Below are 20,431 nucleotides of genomic sequence, written 5' to 3'. Positions count from 1 at the left end.
ATCCACCTGCCGCACCCCCGCACAAAGCGCCCCTGCGAATCCGTACGGAAAGCGTACGAAGCCGAGCGAACCGGACCGGACAGGCCGTCGACCCGCGGACCGACGGCCTGCTTGTCCTACTCGTCCGAGGACGCGGCCGGCGTGGACGTGGTCCTCGCCGTCGCCGCCGACTTCTTGGCGACCGTCTTCTTCGCCGCCGTCTTCTTCGCGGTGGTCGTCTTCTTGGCCGCCGTCTTCTTCGCGGCCGCCTTCTTCGCCGGCGCCTTCTTGGCCGGAGCCTTCTTCGCCGTCTTCTTGGCGGGACCCTTGGCACGCTTCTCGGCGAGGAGCTCGTAACCGCGCTCCGGCGTGATCTCCTCGACGCTGTCGCCGGTCCGCAGGGTCGCGTTCGTCTCGCCGTCGGTGACGTACGGGCCGAAGCGGCCGTCCTTGACCACCACGGGACGCTCGCTCACCGGGTCGGTACCCAGCTCCTTGAGCGGCGGCTTGGCGGCGGCGCGGCCACGCTGCTTCGGCTGCGCGTAGATCGCGAGAGCCTCCTCCAGCGTGATGTTGAAGAGCTGGTCCTCGGTCTCCAGGGAGCGCGAGTCCGTGCCCTTCTTCAGATACGGGCCGTACCGGCCGTTCTGCGCGGTGATCTCCACGCCCTCGCTGTCGGCGCCGACGATCCTCGGCAGCGACATCAGCTTCAGCGCGTCCTCGAGGGTCACGGTGTCCAGCGACATCGACTTGAAGAGCGAGGCGGTGCGCGGCTTGACCGCGTTCTTGCCGGTCTTCGGGGTGCCCTCGGGCAGGACCTCCGTGACGTACGGGCCGTAGCGCCCGTCCTTCGCCACGATCTCGTGACCCGTCGACGGGTCGGTGCCGAGCGCGAAGTCACCGCTCGGCTTGGCCAGCAGCTCCTCCGCGTACTCGACGGTGAGCTCGTCCGGCGCGAGGTCGTCGGGGACGTCGGCGCGCTGGTGGCCCTCGGAGTCCTTCTCGCCGCGCTCGATGTACGGGCCGTAGCGGCCGACACGCAGCACGATCGCGCTGCCGACCGGGAAGCTGGAGATCTCCCGGGCGTCGATGGCGCCGAGGTCGGTCACCAGTTGCTTGAGGCCGCCGAGGTGGTCGCCGTCGCCGTTGCCCGCGGCGGACGCGGCACCCTTGTCGTCGCCCTCGCCGAAGTAGAAGCGCCGCAGCCACGGCACGGCCTGGGCCTCGCCCCGCGCGATGCGGTCGAGGTCGTCCTCCATGCGGGCGGTGAAGTCGTAGTCGACGAGCCGGCCGAAGTGCTTCTCCAGCAGGTTGACCACGGCGAAGCTCAGGAACGACGGCACGAGCGCCGTCCCCTTCTTGAACACATAGCCGCGGTCGAGGATGGTGCCGATGATCGAGGCGTACGTCGACGGGCGGCCGATCTCGCGCTCTTCCAGCTCCTTGACCAGCGAGGCCTCGGTGTAGCGGGCGGGCGGCTTGGTGGCGTGGCCGTCGACCGAGATCTCCTCGGACGTGAGCGCGTCACCCTCGGCGACCTGCGGCAGCCTGCGCTCGCGGTCGTCGAGCTCGGCGTTCGGGTCGTCGGCCCCTTCCACGTACGCCTTCATGAAGCCGTGGAAGGTGATCGTCTTGCCGGACGCGGTGAACTCGGCGTCCCGGCCGTCGGCGGCGACCCCGCCGATCTTCACGGTGACGGAATTACCGGTCGCGTCCTTCATCTGGGAGGCGACGGTCCGCTTCCAGATCAGCTCGTAGAGCTTGAACTGGTCGCCCGTCAGGCCGGTCTCGGCCGGGGTGCGGAAACGGTCGCCCGAGGGGCGAATCGCCTCGTGCGCCTCCTGCGCGTTCTTGACCTTGCCGGCGTACACGCGCGGCTTGTCGGGCAGGTAGTTGGCGCCGTACAGCTGTGTGACCTGCGCCCGCGCCGCCGAGACGGCCGTGTCCGAGAGCGTGGTGGAGTCCGTACGCATATAGGTGATGAAGCCGTTCTCGTACAGCTTCTGCGCGACCTGCATGGTGGCCTTGGCCCCGAAGCCGAGCTTGCGGGACGCCTCCTGCTGCAGCGTCGTCGTACGGAAGGGGGCGTACGGAGACCGGCGGTACGGCTTGGACTCGACCGAGCGGACCGCGAACGTGGCGTTCTCGAGGGCGGCGGCCAGCGAGCGGGCGTTCGCCTCGTCGAGGTGGAGCACCTGCGCCGACTTGAGCCGGCCGTCCGAACCGAAGTCACGGCCCTGGGCGACGCGCTGCCCGTCGACCGTGTTCAGGCGGGCGGTGAGCGTCGAGGGGTCGGAGGCGTCACCGGCGCGGCCGGTGGAGAACGTACCCGTCAGATCCCAGTACTCGGCGGAACGGAAGGCGATGCGCTCACGCTCCCGCTCGACGACGAGGCGGGTGGCGACGGACTGCACACGGCCGGCCGACAGCCGGGGCATGACCTTCTTCCACAGGACCGGCGAGACCTCGTAGCCGTAGAGGCGGTCGAGGATGCGGCGGGTCTCCTGGGCGTCGACCATGCGCTGGTTGAGTTCGCGCGGGTTGGCGACGGCGTCGCGGATCGCGTCCTTGGTGATCTCGTGGAAGACCATCCGGTGGACGGGGACCTTGGGCTTGAGGACTTCCAGCAGGTGCCAGGCGATGGCCTCGCCCTCGCGGTCCTCATCGGTGGCGAGGTAGAGCTCGTCGGATTCGGCGAGCTGCTCCTTGAGCTTTCTGACCTGGGCCTTCTTGTCGGCGTTGACGACATAGATCGGCTGGAAGTCGTGTTCGACGTCGACTCCGAGGCGACGCACTTCGCCGGTGTACTTCTCGGGGACCTCGGCCGCGCCGTTCGGGAGGTCGCGGATGTGCCCGACACTCGCCTCGACGACATAGCCGGGGCCGAGATAGCCCTTGATCGTCTTCGCCTTGGCAGGCGACTCGACGATCACGAGTCGGCGGCCGCCCTGTGCGGTCTCGCTGGTCGGGGACAACTTCGCTCTTCTCTCCGGTCGACGCTCGATGGGCGCTCACGGCGGTACGGCACGGTCGGCGCACTGCTGTGGCGCTGCTGTCGCTGCGGAGTGTGACGGTACAACCCGCCCCCGTGTCAAACGGCAAAAGCCCGCAACGGCCACTCGAACGGTAACCCGACTCCGGCCATTCCTGCCGCCCGGACCGGCACGAGGTCGCCAGGGGCCCCCGGTCAGACGCGGCCGAAGCACCAGACCCCGAGGGCCAGGGAGAGGGCCCCGAAGAGTGTTGCGAGGGTGGCTGCCGTGGCGGGACTCACTCCGTGTGCGACCGGTGCGCGGTGCATCACACGCATTCCCGTCCACACCAGGAGTCCGGCTCCGAACAGCGTGAACGCCGCTCCGGCGAAGATCGCCGGCCCATTCTCCATATCCGTGCCCCGCCCTTCCCTGACGCCGAACCGGTGCGGCGTCGCTCCCGGAGGCCGAGGCTGGCACCTCCGGGAGTCAGTGGGGCGAATTCCGGGTGAACGCGGCGTGGGTTCACCCGGCCGGTGGCATTGGCCGATTTCACCTCATGGCGCGGCCGGGAAGTCCGCTTCCGGCCGCCGGGCGGGGCGGCCGGATGCACGGCTGCGGTCGATCGCCCCGGGGGCACCGGCTCCCGCCAGGCAGGCGGCGGCCTGGGCTCGTGTCGGGCGGCCGGGGGTGCGGGCTGCCCCAGGCGGGCCGCGGCCTGGGCGTGTCGGGCGGCCGGGGGTGCGGGCTGCCCCAGGCGGGCCGCGGCCTGGGCGTGTCGGGCGGCCGGGGGTGCGGGCTGCCCCAGGCGGGCCGCGGCCTGGGCGTGTCGGGCGGCCGGGGGTGCGGGCTGCCCCAGGCGGGCCGCGGCCTGGGCGTGTCGGGCGGCCGGCAGCACGCCCTCCCCTGGGGGCCGGGCCGTCCCGTCAGGCGACCGGCGGCACGGCCTCTTGCGGCACCGGCTCCAGGAAGCCCTCCTCCACCAGCAGCCGCAGCGCCTGCGGTGTGCGGTCCCGCAGCAGCACCGGGTCCTCCTCGATCAGCTGGGCGATCGCGTCGAGGATCCGCCCGGCGCTCAGCGTGCCGTCGCAGGCCCCGGCGAATCCGGCTCCGACGGTGTCGACCTTGGTGGCCCGCCGCATCCCTCGGTGCTGGCGCAGCACCACATGCTCGGGGTCCTCCGCTCCCGGCAGACCCACCTGTTCCTGGACGACTTCCTGAGCGAGCGTGAAGTGGTCGGCGAGGAGGGCCGCGTCGTCGTGCGTCCGCAGGTAGTCCTGGCGGGCGAAGTGCGCCCGCACCGTCGCGCCGAGCGGCTGCTCCACGGGGTGCGGCCACTCCTCGGTGACGATCGAGGGGGCAGCGGACCCGGACTTGTGGAGCGTGATCCAGCCGAAGCCGATCGCCTGCGTCTTGCGCGCCTCGAACTCGTCCAGCCACGCCTCGTACAGCTCGGCGTACTTCTCGGGATCGCCGCGGTGGTCACCGCTGTCGCGCAGCCACAGCTCTGCGTACTGGGTGACGTCCTGCACCTCGCGCTGCACGATCCAGGCGTCGCACCCGCGCGGCACCCAGGAGCGCAGCCGCTGCTGCCATTCCTCACCCTCCACGTGCTGCCAGTTGGCGAGGAAGTGGGCATAGCCGCCGTCGTTCAGCCTCTCCCCCGCCTGCAGAACCAGCGAGCGGCACAGATCGTCCCCGCCCATCCCGCCGTCGCGGTAGGTCAGTCGCGCACCGGGAGAGATGACGAAGGGCGGGTTCGACACGATCAGGTCGTACGTGTCGTCACCCACCGGCTCGAAGAGCGATCCCTCCCGCAGATCGGCCTCCGGAGCCGCAGAGAGCGCGAGCGTGAGCCGCGTGAAGTGCAGGGCGCGTGGATTCAGATCGGTGGCGGTGACCCGGGTGGCGTGCTGTGCCGCGTGCAGCGCCTGGATGCCGGAGCCGGTGCCGAGGTCCAGCGCGGAGGACACCGGCGTACGGACCGTGATGCCGGCCAGCGTGGTGGACGCGCCGCCGACACCGAGGACGACTTCCTCGGCCCGGCCGGCCGCTCCGCCCGCGCCGCCGACCGCACACCCGAGGTCGGAGACGACGAACCAGTCCTGTCCATCGGGCCCGCCGTAGGGCCGTACGTCGACGGTGGCACGGACATCGTCGCCCTCACGCACCACCCAGCCGTCGGCGAGGCACTCCTCCAGCGGCAGGGCGGCCAGGGCCCGTTCGTACGCCACGGGCCGCTGCAGCAGGAACAGCCGCACCAGCGCGGCCAGATCGCCGTCCCCGCGGGTGGCCCGGAGCGCGGGGACGGTCTCGCTGCGGGCGAGCGCGGCATAGGCGGACGCGCCGAGGAGGTCGAGCAGGCCGTCGACGGTGAAGGCGCGGGCCAGCAGCGCCTCGCGCAGCGGGAGCGCACGGTCGGGCGACGGGAGGCCTGGGGCAACGCTGGTCGTACTCACCCGTCCATTGTGGCGGCCGCCACTGACAACCGCCGCTCCCGGCCCGTACGGGCGAGGCGCGGCGGCTCGGCCAGGAGCTGCCGGGAGGGACGGGGTGCGGCTCAGGCGGCCGAACCGCCGGACGGGGCAGGTGCCTTCAGCGGCTTGCAGCCCGGCTGCTTCGCCATGGCGTTACCCGTCTCCGCCTTCCGCAGCTTGTTCCGCGCGGTCTGGTTCTTCTCGATCTTCTCCAGACCGGCGGCGACGGGCTGGAGGCCGTCCGCGAACTTCTGCTGGTCCTTGGCGTTCAGCGCGTCGATCTGCTTCTTCAGATCGAGGTAGGACTTGGAGTTGGCGTCGAGCTCGGCGGCGGCGTCCTTGACGAGCTGCTCACCGGCGTCGACGGGCGGCGTCCCGGCGCCTCTGAACGCCGTCGCCAGGGCCTTGTTCACGTCCGCGAGGTCCTGGAAGGCCTTCGAGTCGGCGGCCTGGATGTCGGCGGGCTTGCCGTCCGAGGCGGTCGAGCGGATGAGCTGTTCCGCGTCGAACTGCTTCTTGATCTGCGGCTGCGCCTGGTCGCAGTACTTCTTGGCCCAGTCGTCGACCGAGAATTTGTCCGCGTCGCCTTCGCCGGAGCATCCCGACAGCGCGAGTACGAGCACCGCACCACCGGACAGTGCGGCCGCAAGCTTCTTGTTCACCGGTTTGGTCCCTTCCAAGGCTTCTCGGCCCCGGAACATACACGGCACGTGGTCGACATTCGCGAGCCTTGCGTCCGGTTCATATTCTTTTTTCACTATTTGCACCAGAGAGAGATGGCTCACGACAGACGTCACGACCGACGTCACGGCAGACGAACGGGCGGGCAGCACGCCACTGCGCGCCGCCCGCCCGTCGATGTGACCAGTACTACGAAACCACCGCGGGGTCGGGTGACTTCGAACTCCGCTCCGCCGTCCCCGGGTCGTCCCCGACGGCGATGCCTCGCCGCTTGGAGATGTACACGGCACCGACGATGACGAGGATCGCGAGGACCGCGATCACCGCCCGGATCCCGGCGCTCGCGTCGTCCCCGTAGCTGAACTGGACCACCGCGGGTGCGATGAGCAGTGCCACCAGGTTCATGACCTTCAGCAGCGGGTTGATGGCAGGACCGGCGGTGTCCTTGAACGGGTCGCCGACGGTGTCGCCGATGACGGTCGCGGCATGGGCCTCACTGCCCTTGCCGCCGTGATGACCGTCCTCGACGAGCTTCTTGGCGTTGTCCCACGCACCACCGGAGTTGGCGAGGAAGACCGCCATCAGCGTGCCGGTGCCGATCGCACCCGCGAGGAACGAGCCGAGAGCCCCGACTCCGAGCGAGAATCCGACCGCGATCGGGGTCAGCACCGCGAGCAGGCCCGGGGTGGTGAGCTCCCGCAGCGCGTCCTTGGTGCAGATGTCGACGACGCGCCCGTACTCCGGCTTCTCGGTGTAGTCCATGATCCCGGGGTGCTCGCGGAACTGCCGCCGCACCTCGTAGACCACCGCTCCCGCCGACCGGGAGACCGCGTTGATCGCGAGCCCCGAGAAGAGGAAGACGACCGCCGCGCCGAGGATGAGGCCCACCAGGTTGTTGGGCTGGGAGATGTCCATCACGAGGTTCGCCGGAGCGCCGTCGCCGAGTTTCGCGCCGACGTCCGCTGCCGCGGTCGCGATGGCGTCGCGATACGAGCCGAAGAGCGCTGCCGCCGCGAGTACCGCGGTGGCGATGGCGATGCCCTTGGTGATGGCCTTGGTGGTGTTGCCCACGGCGTCCAGGTCGGTGAGGACCTGCGCGCCCGCGCCCGTGACGTCGCCGGACATCTCGGCGATGCCCTGGGCGTTGTCGGAGACGGGACCGAAGGTGTCCATGGCGACGATGACGCCGACGGTCGTGAGCAGGCCGGTGCCGGCCAGCGCGACCGCGAAGAGGGCGAGCATGATCGACGTACCGCCGAGCAGGAACGCCCCGTACACGCCCAGACCGATCAGCAGCGCCGTGTAGACGGCGGACTCCAGACCGATGGAGATGCCGGCCAGCACGACGGTCGCGGGCCCGGTCAGCGAGGACTTGCCGATGTCCTTCACAGGACGCCTGGTTGTCTCGGTGAAGTACCCGGTCAGCTGCTGGATCAGAGCCGCCAGCACGATGCCGATGGCGACGGCCACGACCGCGAGGACCCGGGGGTCTCCGCCGTGCGACCGGATCGCCGCCTCCGTGACGCCGTCCAACTTGGCGTAGGACGACGGCAGATAGACGTAGACCGCGACGGCCACGAGCGCGAGCGAGATCAGCGCGGAGATGAAGAATCCACGGTTGATGGCGGTCATCCCGCTGCGATCGGCGCGCCGCGGGGCGACCGCGAAGATACCGATCATCGCGGTGACCACGCCGATCGCCGGAACGATCAGCGGAAAAGCGAGTCCGGCGTCGCCGAATGCCGCCTTGCCGAGGATGAGCGCCGCGACGAGCGTGACCGCGTACGACTCGAAGAGGTCGGCGGCCATGCCGGCGCAGTCGCCGACGTTGTCGCCCACGTTGTCGGCGATGGTCGCGGCATTGCGCGGGTCATCCTCCGGGATGCCCTGCTCGACCTTGCCGACGAGGTCGGCGCCGACGTCGGCCGCCTTGGTGAAGATGCCGCCGCCGACACGCATGAACATGGCGATCAGTGCGGCGCCGAGACCGAAGCCCTCCAGGACCTTGGGGGCGTCGGCCGCGTAGACGAGTACGACGCAGGAGGCACCGAGCAGGCCGAGGCCCACCGTGAACATGCCGACCACGCCTCCCGTCCGGAAAGCGATCTTCATGGCCTTGTGCGAGACGGCCGTCAGATCCTTTTCGGGCTCGCCCTCGGCCGGTGTCGCTTCACGCGCGGCCGCCGCCACGCGCACATTGGCCCGTACGGCAAGACGCATACCGATGTATCCGGTGGCTGCCGAGAAAAGCGCACCCACCAGGAAGAACACCGAGCGTCCTGCTCGCTGTGACCAGTCGTCGGCCGGAAGAAGCAACAGCAGGAAGAACACCACGACGGCGAAGATGCCGAGGGTGCGCAACTGCCGGGCCAGGTAGGCATTCGCGCCTTCCTGGACCGCTGCCGCGATCTTCTTCATGGAATCGGTGCCCTCGCCGGCGGCCAGTACCTGGCGCACCAGCAGCTGGGCGACGACGAGTGCCGCCAACGCCACGACGGCGATGACAATAACGATCACTCGGTTGTCGTCTGTCAGTACTGCGGCTGCAAGGGAAGTGGGGTGGTTGGACAGTTCTGGGTTGACGAGCCCCGCCATTCGTCCTCCTTGACGCTCAGAGCTCAAGATGTGGACGGATTGTAGGGAGCGGAACCTGATCAAAACAGAGCGCGACAACTGGATTTGACCTTCAGTTGCTACTCAGCAAATGATCCGGTTCCGAAAATGCCACCGAAAGAGGTAATGGGGCAAAACCATTGACCCTTGATCAATGATCTAGAAAAAAGAAAAGAGGCCCTGCTCAGCAGGACCTCTTTTCACGATCATGACCGGCTGACGATCAATGGACCGGCGGACCGGAACCCCTGATCGTCGTACCGCGTCAGGGCAGGACGGAGACCGGCGCCGACGGCCAACTCATCCGGATCACGCCCCCGTGATCGGTGGAACTGACCTCCACGTCGTCCACGAGGCCGCTGATGACGGCGAGACCCATCTCGTCCTCTCCGTCGGCGTCCGCGTCCTCGTCGGAGCCGCCTCGCGCGCCGGGAACGGCATGTGCGCCGTTCGCCCCCGCGCTCGGAACCTCGTCGATGACCTCGATGGAGAAAGTCTTCTCCTCCTCGGCGAGCACCACGGTGACGGGCTCGGTGATGCCGTGACTGCGGTGCAGCCCGACAGCACGACTGCATGCCTCGCCGACCGCGAGCCGGACCTCGTCCAGCACGGCCTCGTCGACCCCCGCCCTGCGCGCCACGGCAGCCGCCACCAACCGGGCGGTCCTGACATGCTCGGGCTGGGCACTGAATCGAAGCTCGACGGTGGCCATGTGCTCCCCCTCGGACGTACGGGCATGCATCTCAGAGGCCCGGGCTGGATGCCCGGTACCCCTCACTTCTTCCGGCGTGTCCGGCCGACCGTCAGTCGGTCGCCGCAACCGCTTCCTCGACCGTGGTGTGGATGGGGAACACCTTGGTCAGTCCTGTGATCCGGAAGATCTTGAGAATGCGCTCCTGGTTGCAGACCAGGCGCAGCGACCCTTCATGCGCGCGCACGCGCTTCAGGCCGCCCACCAGCACTCCGAGCCCGGTGGAGTCGAGAAAGTCCACGCCCTCCATGTCGACAACCAGGTGGTAGTTGCCGTCGTTCACCAACTCGACCAACTGCTCGCGCAGCTTGGGCGCGGTATACACATCAATCTCGCCACCGACCTCGACGACCGTACGGTCGCCACCAGGGCCGGACACATTGCGAGTCGACAGGGACAGGTCCACGGATCCTCCAGCACCTTGCTATCGAGCGGCCGCCCAGCAGGTCTCCCCGGCGGAGCCGGAGGACGGTCGCCAGCCGCGATGGCATTCAATCACTTACCAGCAGCCATGCACGACGCCTTGAGACCATTGTCCGCCACGCCGGTGACACACTCGGTGCCGATGGCCAAGAATCTCCGTCCCAGACGACCTCCCGAGAGCGGGGACACCCGCCCCTCCCCCGGTACGGTCCTCGACCGGCTCACCGCAGGGGCGAACCGGGCTGCGCGCATCACTCATACGGAGCACTTGCCCCCCAGGCCGGGCCGCCATGCCGTCTGGCCCGACCGCATCCGGCCGGAAGTGATCAACGCCATTCAGCAGGCCGGCATCGAACACCCCTGGGCCCACCAGGCAGCCGCCGCCGAGTACGCCCTCGACGGCGAGTCGGTGGTGATCGCCACCGGCACCGCATCGGGGAAGTCGCTGGCCTATCTCGCGCCGGTGCTGAGCGCCCAGCTCGACGGGTCCGAGGCCCCGAACGGCCGCGGCGCCACGGCCCTGTATCTCGCCCCCACCAAGGCCCTCGCCGCCGACCAGTGCCGCGCCGTGAAAGAACTCGCGGCGCCATTGGGCCATCGGGTGCGCCCGGCCGTCTACGACGGCGACACCCCCGTCGAGGAACGCGAGTGGGTCCGGCAGTACGCGACGTACGTGCTGACCAACCCGGACATGCTCCACCGCGGGATACTCCCCTCCCACCCCCGCTGGGCCTCCTTCCTGCGCTCCCTGCGCTATGTCGTGATCGACGAGTGCCACACCTACCGGGGAGTCTTCGGCTCCCATGTCGCCCAGGTGCTGCGCCGCCTTCGCCGGCTGTGCGCCCGCTACGGTGCGAATCCGGTCTTCCTCCTCGCCTCCGCCACCGCGGCGGAACCGTCCGTGGCAGCAGGCCGGCTCACCGGCCTGCCCGTCCAGGAGGTCTCCGACGACGCCTCCCCGCGCGGCGAGCTCGTCTTCGCCCTCTGGGAGCCTCCGCTCACCGAGCTCCACGGCGAGAAGGGTGCACCCGTCCGCCGCACCGCCACCGCCGAGACCGCCGACCTCCTCACCGATCTGACCGTGCAGGGCGTCCGCACGGTCGCCTTCGTACGCTCCCGGCGCGGCGCCGAGCTGATCTCCGTGATCACCAAGGAACGCCTGGCCGAGGTGGACCGCTCCCTGCCCCAGCGGGTCGCCGCCTACCGCGGCGGCTACCTCCCTGAGGAGCGCCGCGCCCTGGAGCGGGCGCTGCACTCCGGCGAGCTGCTGGGACTCGCCGCCACCACGGCCCTGGAGCTGGGTGTCGACGTGTCCGGTCTGGACGCCGTCGTCATCGCCGGCTACCCGGGCACCCGGGCGTCGCTGTGGCAGCAGGCGGGCCGGGCCGGGCGGTCCGGCCAGGGCGCCTTGGCCGTCCTCGTCGCACGCGACGACCCGCTGGACACGTTCCTCGTCCACCATCCCGAGGCGCTGTTCCACCAGCCGGTGGAGTCCACCGTCCTCGACCCCGACAATCCCTATGTCCTCGCCCCGCATCTGTGCGCGGCAGCCGCCGAGCTGCCCCTCACGGAGGCCGACCTGGACCTGTTCGGCCCGGCGACCGGCGAACTGATGCCCCAGCTGGAGTCCGCGCGGCTGCTGCGCCGCCGGTCCTCCGGCTGGCACTGGACCCGACGGGAGCGAGCCGCCGACCTCACCGACATCCGGGGCGAGGGCGGCCGGCCGGTCCAGATCGTGGAAGCGGCCACCGGACGGCTGCTGGGCACGGTCGACGAGTCCGCCGCGCACTCCGCCGTCCACGACGGAGCCGTCCACCTCCACCAGGGCCGCACGTACCTGGTGAAGCACCTGGACCTGGAGGACTCCGCCGCACTCGTGGAGGAGGCGAACCCGCCGTACTCCACGACCGCACGTGACACCACCGCCGTCTCCGTGCTGGAGACCGACATCGAGATCCCGTGGGGCGACGGCCGCCTCTGCTACGGCTCCGTCGAGGTCACCAATCAGGTCGTCTCCTTCCTGCGCCGCAAACTGATCACCGGTGAGGTGCTCGGCGAGACCAAACTCGACCTGCCACCGCGCACCCTGCGCACCCGGGCCGTGTGGTGGACGGTCACCGAGGACCAGCTGGACGCGGCACGGGTGAACCCCGAGCAGCTGGGCGGGGCCCTGCACGCCGCGGAACACGCCTCCATCGGGATGCTGCCGCTGTTCGCCACCTGCGACCGCTGGGACATCGGCGGGGTCTCCGTGCCGCTGCACCCGGACACCCTGCTGCCGACGGTCTTCGTGTACGACGGCCACCCAGGAGGCGCCGGCTTCGCCGAGCGCGCCTTCCACACCGCCCGCGAGTGGCTCACTGCCACGCGTGAGGCGATCGCCTCCTGCGAGTGCGAGGCGGGCTGCCCGTCCTGCATCCAGTCCCCCAAGTGCGGCAACGGCAATGACCCGCTCCACAAGCGCGGCGCGGTCCGCCTGCTCACCGAACTGCTCAGGGGGGCGCCGGAGGGTCCGGCGGCGACGGGGACGGCGTCGGAGGGTGCCTCGTCAGGCCGGGAGGGGGCCCAGCGGCCCGGCGAGGGGCCGGACCTGGGCTCCCGGCCCCAAGGGCCTCAGAGCGCCACCTCTGCCCCTCGTCGGGCAGCTGAGGCGCCCGCACCGGGTGGGCCCCCGGAGGTGGCTGAGGCGGCTGCACTGGAGATGCCGCTTCCGGAGGACCGGCCCTCGACCTGACCGTCGGGCCGTACGGTCCGAAGCGGACCTGCGCGGTCACGTCCGCGATCTCGCCCTCAACGGCGCACCGCACCACGGCCGCGCCCTGAGCCCGGGCCACGGTCGCAGCCTTCTCGCAGGCGGGGCCGGCCCCTTGGAGGGCATGGTCAGCCGCGGCCAGCGCCGCCAGATCGGCTGCCGAGCCTGCCCGGTGCCGAGCCACGACGGCCTGCCCCATGGCCAGCACAGCGGCGAACACGACGCACAGCACGGTGGCTGCCATGGCGACCCAGACGGTGGCCGAGCCCCGGTCGCGAGTCGCCCTCATGGGACGACCCCCTCAGGACCACCGAGCGGGCCCGGGACCGGGACCGGCCCCACGAAGGCTGGGCCCTCACGAGCGGCCCGGCCCCCGGCCGGAGCGCCGACCGAGCCGGCGCGGGCTTGGGCCTGGGCTTGGGCTTGGGCTTGGGCACGCGAGCCGAAGACCACCGCCGCGGCCGGACCCAAGGCCGGGCTCGATGCAGAGGCCGGGCCCTCGCGAGTGGCCCCGTCCAGCGCCGGAGCCCCGACCGACGCGGTGGCTGCCGTCTGGCTGGAGCCCGAGCCGCCACCCGCGCCCGAACCGGCAGCCGGCTCCGAGTCTCCGGCCTGCGTCGCATCGGAGCCGGGACCACCCACCGCGTCCTCCGCGAACGCCGCTGCCTCCGCGCTGAGCGTCAGCCCCAGCGCGCCCGGCCCCGGTGCCGCCGCCTCCACGCGCACCCGCCACAGATCCCCGGCCCGTCCCACCGTGACCCGGGCGCCGTCCGGAGCCGCCGAGCGGGCGGCGGCCTCCGCCGCCGCAGGCGGTTCGGACCGGGCCGCCGCCCGTGCCCCGGCCCGTGCGGCGTCCACGCACTGGATCTGGGCCGAGGCCGCCATCAGCGCCCAGACCAGAGCCATCGCGAACACCACCAGGGCCGGTACGGCGACGGCTGCCTCCGCCGTCACGGATCCCCGGTCGCCCTCGCCGTACCTCCCACGCCGGGCCTCAGAACTGCGCATTGAGCGCTTTTCCGATCACTGCTTCGAGCGCGCCCGAGACCGTCCCGCTCGTGACGACCTTGTAGAGCACCGCCGCAAACGCACACGCGGCGATCGTCCCCATCGCGTACTCGGATGTCGTCATTCCCGAGTCTTTGCGCATCCTGCGCGCCATTGCGCGCCGCCATGCCCGCATCGGATTCCACATGCCAAACCCCCATTGATCGACCCACAAGAGATCTCGTTCAGTTCGGTCAGTTGCTGTTGAGCAGTCCGTCGGCGAGCCCGATCACCACCGGCGCCACCCCGACGGCGAGGAACGCGGGCAGGAAGCACAGCCCCACGGGGGCCGTGATCATGACCTGGGCCCTGCGGCCCTCCGCCGCGGTCTTGCGTGACCGGTCGGCCCTCAGGCGTCCGGCCAGACGGGACACCGGCTCCGCCGCGGGAGCGCCGGTGGAGTCGGCCCGCTCCAGACAGCGGGCCAGCTCCTGAGCGCCCGGTATCTGCGCGAACGCCCCCCACGCGCGGGCCGGTTCACCGCCGAGCCTCAGCTCGGCCGCCGCACGTACGAGCCGCTCGCCGACAGGCCCGCCGATTGATTCGCCGACCGCCTCGGCCGCCTCACGTGGCCCCGCTCCGGCCGAGATGCACGCGGCCAGCAAGTCGGCCGCCAGCGGCAGTTGCCGCACATCGCGCAGGCCCGCGGCGTCCCCGGCATCAGGGCCCGGTGCGCGGTTCAGTTGTACGCGCCGTACGCCGTACGCGGCTGCCAATCCGACCGCGCCGCCGAGCCATCCGCCGACGAGGACGTATCCAATGATCAGCGCACCCAGGGGAGCCGCCCAACGTCTCGCCCACAGAGTGTCCTTCGGCCACCGGCGCCGACGTTCGCGTTCCAGAGCCAGCAGCCCTGCGACCCGCCGGTGCGTCCTGCGCTCCTGGCGTCGGCCCGCCACCGTGAATCCGAGGAACGCAGCTGCGGAGAGAACGCACAACACTGCCCCCAGCCTGTGGACAACCTCCGCGGTCATGCGCCCTGCCCCTTCCGCACGATCCGCGCGGCCCACCAGAGCCCGGCCGCCTCCAGCAGCCCGCCGACGAGCAGGCACATCAGACCGGCCGGGGTGTGGAGCAGCACCCGCAGCGGATCGGCACCCAGCGCCCAGCCCATGGCCAGGCCCACGACGGGAAGCAGCGCCAGCAGCCCGATGGTCGACCGAGCGCCAGCCAACTGAGTACGCACGTCCTCCCGTTGGCCCCGATCCGCCCGCAGAGCCGCCTCCAGCCGGTCGAGGCCCGCCGCAAGGCCCGCACCGCTGTCCACAGCCACGCGCCAGCAGGCAGCGACCCCTGCCAGCCCGTCCGCACCAGGCTCACGCGCCGCTTCCCGCAGGGCCTGCGGCACATCACCGCCGAATCGCGCCGCTGCCACCACCGCGCCCTCCGAAGCACCCAAGGCGTCCGTGGACCTCGTACCGAACAGCAGCGCCTGCCCCGGCTGCATACCGGCCCGCAGTTCCCCTGCCACTGCGCCGCACAGCGTGATCACTCCCTCGGCCCGCAGCTCCCGCGCCCTCACCCGCTCTCTGGCCGCCAGTTGCCTCTTCACCAGCGGCACGGCCGCCGCGCCTGCCATCAGCGGCAGCACCGACTCCCCCAGCACGGCCAGCAGCATCGCCACCGGCAGACACAGCCACTCACGTCGCAACCGCAGTACAGGCAGCAGCCGTTGCCACGTCCACCACGGCTCCGGCGCGCCGCCACCGGCGAAGAGCAGCTTTGCTCGTGTCAGACCCCGCTCCCGGCCCGCCGTGAGCCAGGCTGCCGCCCCGACGCACACCGCTGCCGCATACATCGGCTCGCCCGCGTTCACACTGCACCCCCGATCAGCGGCCGCAGCCGCTCCCAGCCCCGGTCGTACGCGAACGCCTCCGCACCCCACCGCAACGCGGGCACCGTCCTCACCAGACCCGCGGCATCCCGCTCCAGCACATGCACCTCGGCGATCCGCCGCAGCCCGCCGCGGTCCCGCACGAGATGGATCACCACCGAGAGAGCGGCGGCCAACTGGCTGTGCAGGGCCGCCCGGTCGAGCCCCGCAGCCGTGCCGAGCGCCTCCAGCCGGGCCGGCACATCCGATGCCGCATTCGCGTGGACAGTGCCGCAGCCGCCTTCGTGTCCGGTGTTCAAGGCCGCCAGCAGCTCGGTGACCTCCGCTCCGCGGACCTCCCCCACCACCAACCGGTCCGGCCGCATGCGCAGGGCCTGGCGCACCAGGTCCCGCAACGTGACCAGGCCCGCGCCCTCCTGGTTCGCCGTACGGGATTCGAGCCGCACGACGTGCGGATGGTCGGGCCGCAGTTCGGCCGAGTCCTCGGCCAGCACGATCCGCTCCCGCTCCCCCACCAGTCCGAGAAGGCTGGACAGCAGCGTGGTTTTCCCTGTGCCCGTACCGCCGCTGATCAGGAAGGACAGTCGGGCGTCGATCAGGGCCCGCAGCAGCCGGTCACCTCCCGGCGGCACGGTCCCCGCGGCGACCAGCTCTTCCACCGAGAACGCCCGCGGACGCACCACACGCAGTGCCAGACACGTCGAACCCACCGCCACCGGCGGGATCACCGCATGCATCCGCGTCCCGTCGGGAAGCCGGGCATCGACCCACGGCCGGGCGTCGTCCAGTCGCCGCTCCGCCACCGCCGCGAGCCGCTGGGCCAGCCGGCGCACCGATGCGGCGTCCGCGAACGTCACACCGGTGAGTTCGAGACCGCACCCCCGGTCCACCCACACCCGATCGGGGGCGGACACCAGCACATCCGTCACGGCCGGGTCCGCCAGCAAGGGCTCCAAGGGCCCGGTCCCCACCAGCTCACAGCGCAATGTCTCGGTGCCGCCGAGCACTTCGGTGTCTCCCAGCAGCCGCCCCTGCGCCCGCAGCGCTGCCGCGACCCTGGCCGGGGTGGGCTCGGCGCCGCTCTCCGCGAGCCGCTGTCGTACGGCATCCAGCAGTCCGGTGCTCATGAGACACCCCCCGCCAGCGCCCGGTCCCAGAAGGCCGCGCAGAACCGCGACAGCGGGCCACGCCCACCGCCGGGCGGTGCGCCCTGGTCCTGGGCGGCAAACAGTCCCGCGTCCAGCGGCAGTTCACCCGCGAGAGGCAGGCCGAGCGCGTCGGCCACCCACTGGTCGTCCAGTCCCGAGGCGTACGGCCCGCGCACCACGACCCTCAGGTCCTGGAGCACCATGCCCACCGCCGACGCCACGCGGTTCGCCGCGGCGACCGCCCGCAGCTCGCCCGGAACGACCAACAGCCCGAGATCCAGCTGGGCCAGCGCTTCCGCCACTGCTTCGTCCACCCGGCGCGGGAGATCCACGACCACCACACCGCCCCGCCTGCGGGCCGCGGCAAGAACGGAGCGCATCGCCTCCGGCGGAACCACCACGGAATCGCCACGATCCCAGCTCAGAACCCGGAGCTGGTGGAGCTCCGGAAGGGACTCCTCCAGCGCGCCGCCGGCGACCCGTCCCTTGGACGCGGCGAAATCCGGCCACCTTCTCCCTTCCGCCTGCTCCCCGCCGAGCAGCACATCGACGCCTCCTCCGAGCGGATCGCCGTCGACGAGCATGGTCCGCCGGCCCGTCCTGGCCGCGGACACCGCCAGCGCACAGGCCAGCGTGGACGCCCCCGCGCCTCCCCGGCCGCCCATGACGCCGACGGTCAGCGCCTGCTCCCCGACGCCCTCGACGACGTCCGCGATCCGGTCCAGGAGCCAGCTCTCGGCGTCCGGCAGCCGCAGCACACAGTCGGCTCCGATCTCCACCGCCCGCCGCCAGACGTCCGGGTCGTCCTGGTCACGCCCGACGAGCAGCACACCCTGCCGTCGGGTGGCGCCCCGGCAGCGTGCCGCCGCGTCGTCGCCGACCAGGACCAGCGGGGCGCCTTCCCAGCCGCCCCCGCGCTCCGGCACCGAGTGGTGGACGTCGGGCTCGGCGCCGGCCGCTGCGCACAGCCGCAGCAGATCGTCCAGCAGTTCGAGGTCCTCGGTGACGATCAGGGGCCCGTCCCGCCGGCCTTCGGCACCGGGCATCCTCTGCGATGTGATGGATCCAGCCACGATCTCCAACCCCTTCTTACTTTCGATCTCGCTTGCTTACGAGATCTGTGATTCCGGCCACCCACGAAGAGCGCGGGTGGAATCACAGTGGAGCGCGCTGGAAAAACGTGTGGATCTCGCTGAAAAACTGTGGACAACTAGCCACTTGTGAATATCCCCGTCGCTCATACCGGTGACTCCCGGGAGCAGCTCTTCCGCTACGCACAGTGACGATTCAGAGTGGTGTGAGGCCGCCGCAAGCGAAGCCGTCAGGAAGGGAGAAGGATCATCATGAGCTCTGTCCGAGAGCCGAAAATGCGTCCGGACATGCGACGACCCCCGCCGGGGGGGAGAGCGGGGGTCGTCTCTCCGGCCGACTCGGGGGGGGAGGAGCCGGACCGGGTTAGCACGGTCGCGAACGATCCGTGACTTCCATGGTGTACCCGAGAGCCTTCTCAGGCAAACCCACACGCCCGAGCGTACGCCGAATGGCGGGCACCTATGCTCTGCTCGTGGAAAACCACTCCTTGCCTCGCGCAGCTGCCTTCTTTGATCTGGACAAGACGGTCATTGCGAAGTCGTCGACGCTGACCTTCAGCAAGTCCTTCTACCAAGGCGGCCTGATCAACCGACGGGCCGTACTGCGGACCGCCTATGCCCAGTTCGTTTTTCTCGCCGGTGGCGCCGACCACGACCAGATGGAGCGGATGCGGCAGTACCTGTCCGCCCTCTGCAAGGGGTGGAACGTGCAGCTGGTGAAGGAGATCGTCGCGGAGACCCTCCATGACCTGATCGACCCGATCATCTACGACGAAGCGGCGTCCCTCATCGAGGAACACCACACCGCCGGCCGTGACGTCGTGATCGTGTCCACTTCGGGCGCGGAGGTGGTCGAACCGATCGGCGAGCTGCTCGGTGCGGACCGGGTGGTGGCCACCCGCATGGTGGTCGGAGACGACGGCTGCTTCACCGGCGAAGTGGAGTACTACGCCTATGGGCCGACCAAGGCGGAGGCCGTCAAGGAACTCGCCGCCTCCGAGGGCTACGACCTCGACCGTTGCTACGCCTACAGCGACTCGATCACCGATGTACCGATGCTGTCGTCCGTCGGCCACCCGTACGCCGTGAACCCGGACCGGGCGCTGCGGCGTGAAGCCGTCAGTCGCGGCTGGCCTGTTCTCGTCTTCAACCGGCCGGTCCGGCTGAAGCAGCGGATCCCCGCCTTCTCCCTGCCGCCGCGTCCCGCGCTCGTCGCCGCGGCGGCGGTGGGTGCGGCGGCTGCGACCGCCGGCCTCGTCTGGTACGCCAGCCGGCGCCGCAGTGCGGCAGCCGCAGCTGCCGAGTCGGCCGCGGCCGGTGTGATGGAACGGGTCATCGACCGCGCCGCGGAACGCTTCGCCCGTATTTGAACCCAAAAGTAAAGAACCGCAGCTGGGGGTTCCGCTTCCTTGCGGGCAGGAGTAGAAAGGACTCAACGGCCCGCGAGACCTAGGACATCCGAGAGGATCACCTATCAACGCATAAAGGCCCCACGGACCGAGCATGAAAACTGAGCACCCACGCGACGTCGACCCGTCGATTACGGGCCAGCCGCACCAGGTGACGGGCAAAAGTTCCCGACCTGATGGGCACTATCTCGAGGACGCTTGGTAACTCGGTGGACATGCCAGCGGCGGTACCCATACCGGTACCGCCGCAACCCTGTTCAGGGTCTTTCGGGCCCGCGCCCAGGACGCCGTAGCATCCGGGATCGCTCAAGCCCCGCCGCACTCAAGCACTCAAGCGCTCGAGCCCCGCCTCGCTGCAGCACGTGAGCCGTGCCCCACTGAAGCGCTCGAGCTCTGCCCCGCTCCATCAAGCCGCGCCTCGCTGAAGCGCCTCGCACACCGCAGTGGACTCCCTGACGCCCAGCTCCACGGACCGCCCGCAGTGGGCAATCCATGCCGCCATGCCCTCCGGCGTACCGGAGCGATAGCCGTCGAAGGCCGCGACATAGGCCGCGCGCCCCTGTTCGGCATGCCCGACCTCCGCCGGGCAGATCGACTTGGGGTCAAGACCGCTGCCGATCAGCACGATCCGCTCGGCGGTGCGAGCCACCAGACCGTTGAAGGAGCCGAAGGGGCGCAGCGCCAAGAGCTCGCCGTGCACGACGGCGGCGGTCACCAGGGCCGGTGCCGAGCTGCCGGCGATGATCAGTTCGGCAAGGCCGTCCAGCCGGCCGTTCACCTCGCCCGCGTCCGGCAGCGGCGCCTCGATCAGCGGCTCGTCGACCGGTTCGCCGGCCAGCCGGGGCCGCCCCACGGCCTCGTCGTCACCGGCACCACTCGCCGCGACCAGATGCAGCCGGGCCAGCACCCGCAGCGGCGACTGCCGCCATACAGAAAGGAGTTGCCCCGCCTCGGCGGTCAGCCGCAGTGCGGCGCCGACCGTTCGCGCCTCGGGCTCGACACCGAAGTCGGTGCGCCTGCGGACCTCTTCGAGCGCCCAGTCGGCGCCGGAGAGCGCCGCCGAAGCACGCGCGCCGCGCAGCGCCGCCTCCGAGGTGACCTCGGTGCTGCGCCGCCGCATGACCCGGTGACCGTAGACCCGGTCGACCGCCTTGCGCACGGAATCAACGGCGTCGGGGACACCCGGCAGAGAGCCGAGAGCGGCAAGGGGGTCGACCGACGAGGCATTCGTACTCATAAGTAGCGAGGCTACGC

At 70.8% G+C, this 20,431-nt stretch carries 16 protein-coding genes and 1 pseudogene; 2 read left to right on the top strand and 15 right to left on the bottom strand.

Annotated elements, in window-relative coordinates; all coding sequences use genetic code 11:
* Positions 1–116: 116 nt before the first annotated feature.
* The 7 genes from topA to OHA05_RS19830 form a co-directional block, all read right to left on the bottom strand.
* A complete protein-coding gene (gene topA / locus OHA05_RS19860) occupies positions 117–2,954 on the bottom strand; it encodes a type I DNA topoisomerase (protein WP_328861330.1) in 2,838 nt (945 codons plus the stop codon).
* A 212-nt stretch (positions 2,955–3,166) separates the two neighbouring features.
* A complete protein-coding gene (locus tag OHA05_RS19855; protein ID WP_313944996.1) occupies positions 3,167–3,364 on the bottom strand; it encodes a hypothetical protein in 198 nt (65 codons plus the stop codon).
* A 513-nt stretch (positions 3,365–3,877) separates the two neighbouring features.
* A complete protein-coding gene (locus OHA05_RS19850; RefSeq protein WP_328861329.1) occupies positions 3,878–5,410 on the bottom strand; it encodes a class I SAM-dependent methyltransferase in 1,533 nt (510 codons plus the stop codon).
* A gap of 101 nt (positions 5,411–5,511) precedes the next feature.
* A complete protein-coding gene (locus tag OHA05_RS19845) occupies positions 5,512–6,090 on the bottom strand; it encodes a small secreted protein (RefSeq protein WP_327681826.1) in 579 nt (192 codons plus the stop codon).
* A 208-nt stretch (positions 6,091–6,298) separates the two neighbouring features.
* Positions 6,299–8,704, bottom strand: a complete 2,406-nt coding sequence (locus tag OHA05_RS19840; protein WP_313944999.1) for a sodium-translocating pyrophosphatase — start codon at positions 8,702–8,704, stop codon at positions 6,299–6,301.
* Between the two features lie 283 nt (positions 8,705–8,987).
* Positions 8,988–9,434, bottom strand: a complete 447-nt coding sequence (locus tag OHA05_RS19835; RefSeq protein ID WP_313945000.1) for an ATP-binding protein — start codon at positions 9,432–9,434, stop codon at positions 8,988–8,990.
* Between the two features lie 91 nt (positions 9,435–9,525).
* Entirely contained in the window at positions 9,526–9,879 is a 354-nt protein-coding gene (locus OHA05_RS19830) for an STAS domain-containing protein (RefSeq protein ID WP_215097290.1), read from the bottom strand.
* Between the two features lie 78 nt (positions 9,880–9,957).
* On the opposite strand from OHA05_RS19830, the gene OHA05_RS19825 reads away from it, so the two are divergent.
* Entirely contained in the window at positions 9,958–12,630 is a 2,673-nt protein-coding gene (locus tag OHA05_RS19825) for a DEAD/DEAH box helicase (RefSeq protein ID WP_328861328.1), read from the top strand.
* Positions 12,631–12,673: 43 nt separating this feature from the next.
* Here the strand turns inward: OHA05_RS19825 and OHA05_RS19820 are convergent.
* The 7 genes and pseudogenes from OHA05_RS19820 to ssd all read right to left on the bottom strand — a co-directional run.
* A pseudogene (locus tag OHA05_RS19820) lies at positions 12,674–12,937 on the bottom strand (Rv3654c family TadE-like protein); the annotation flags it as partial.
* A complete protein-coding gene (locus tag OHA05_RS38265) occupies positions 12,934–13,602 on the bottom strand; it encodes a TadE family type IV pilus minor pilin (protein WP_443043721.1) in 669 nt (222 codons plus the stop codon). The gene OHA05_RS38265 and the pseudogene OHA05_RS19820, both read right to left, overlap by 4 nt.
* A 40-nt stretch (positions 13,603–13,642) precedes the next feature.
* Complete coding sequence (locus OHA05_RS19810) at positions 13,643–13,843, bottom strand: DUF4244 domain-containing protein (RefSeq protein ID WP_328861327.1); 201 nt, start codon at positions 13,841–13,843, stop codon at positions 13,643–13,645.
* A gap of 46 nt (positions 13,844–13,889) precedes the next feature.
* Positions 13,890–14,669, bottom strand: a complete 780-nt coding sequence (locus OHA05_RS19805) for a type II secretion system F family protein (RefSeq protein WP_328861326.1) — start codon at positions 14,667–14,669, stop codon at positions 13,890–13,892.
* Positions 14,666–15,493, bottom strand: coding sequence for a type II secretion system F family protein (locus OHA05_RS19800; protein WP_328863427.1), 828 nt, complete (start codon positions 15,491–15,493; stop codon positions 14,666–14,668). Before OHA05_RS19800 ends, OHA05_RS19805 begins: the two co-directional genes overlap by 4 nt.
* 14 nt (positions 15,494–15,507) lie before the next feature.
* Positions 15,508–16,656 carry a TadA family conjugal transfer-associated ATPase gene (locus OHA05_RS19795; RefSeq protein ID WP_313945004.1) on the bottom strand — a complete coding sequence of 383 codons (1,149 nt, stop codon included), beginning with the start codon at positions 16,654–16,656 and terminating at the stop codon, positions 15,508–15,510.
* On the bottom strand, positions 16,653–17,723 hold the full coding sequence (gene ssd / locus OHA05_RS19790; RefSeq protein ID WP_443043840.1) for a septum site-determining protein Ssd: 1,071 nt from the start codon (positions 17,721–17,723) through the stop codon (positions 16,653–16,655). Before ssd ends, OHA05_RS19795 begins: the two co-directional genes overlap by 4 nt.
* A 494-nt stretch (positions 17,724–18,217) precedes the next feature.
* On the opposite strand from ssd, the gene OHA05_RS19785 reads away from it, so the two are divergent.
* A complete protein-coding gene (locus tag OHA05_RS19785) occupies positions 18,218–19,138 on the top strand; it encodes an HAD family hydrolase (protein ID WP_327681844.1) in 921 nt (306 codons plus the stop codon).
* 445 nt (positions 19,139–19,583) lie between these two features.
* Here the strand turns inward: OHA05_RS19785 and OHA05_RS19780 are convergent, their stop codons facing one another.
* Entirely contained in the window at positions 19,584–20,414 is an 831-nt protein-coding gene (locus tag OHA05_RS19780) for an oxidoreductase (RefSeq protein WP_313945007.1), read from the bottom strand.
* Positions 20,415–20,431: the final 17 nt, after the last annotated feature.

The sequence above is a fragment of the Streptomyces sp. NBC_00306 genome, assembly GCF_036169555.1.
GTDB lineage: Bacteria > Actinomycetota > Actinomycetes > Streptomycetales > Streptomycetaceae > Streptomyces > Streptomyces achmelvichensis.
This window is presented reverse-complemented; position numbering and strand designations above follow the sequence as displayed.

Bases quoted from the DNA above. Each gene is read 5' to 3' on its own strand.
- OHA05_RS19835 (WP_313945000.1), bottom strand. From the start codon at position 9,434: ATGGCCACCGTCGAGCTTCGATTCAGTGCCCAGCCCGAGCATGTCAGG.
- OHA05_RS19840 (WP_313944999.1), bottom strand. From the start codon at position 8,704: ATGGCGGGGCTCGTCAACCCAGAACTGTCCAACCACCCCACTTCCCTT.
- OHA05_RS19800 (WP_328863427.1), bottom strand. From the start codon at position 15,493: ATGTATGCGGCAGCGGTGTGCGTCGGGGCGGCAGCCTGGCTCACGGCG.
- OHA05_RS19825 (WP_328861328.1), top strand. From the start codon at position 9,958: ATGGCATTCAATCACTTACCAGCAGCCATGCACGACGCCTTGAGACCA.
- OHA05_RS19795 (WP_313945004.1), bottom strand. From the start codon at position 16,656: ATGAGCACCGGACTGCTGGATGCCGTACGACAGCGGCTCGCGGAGAGC.
- OHA05_RS19810 (WP_328861327.1), bottom strand. From the start codon at position 13,843: ATGTGGAATCCGATGCGGGCATGGCGGCGCGCAATGGCGCGCAGGATG.
- OHA05_RS19805 (WP_328861326.1), bottom strand. From the start codon at position 14,669: ATGACCGCGGAGGTTGTCCACAGGCTGGGGGCAGTGTTGTGCGTTCTC.
- OHA05_RS19785 (WP_327681844.1), top strand. From the start codon at position 18,218: ATGGCGGGCACCTATGCTCTGCTCGTGGAAAACCACTCCTTGCCTCGC.
- ssd (WP_443043840.1), bottom strand. From the start codon at position 17,723: ATGCCCGGTGCCGAAGGCCGGCGGGACGGGCCCCTGATCGTCACCGAG.
- OHA05_RS19855 (WP_313944996.1), bottom strand. From the start codon at position 3,364: ATGGAGAATGGGCCGGCGATCTTCGCCGGAGCGGCGTTCACGCTGTTC.
- OHA05_RS19780 (WP_313945007.1), bottom strand. From the start codon at position 20,414: ATGAGTACGAATGCCTCGTCGGTCGACCCCCTTGCCGCTCTCGGCTCT.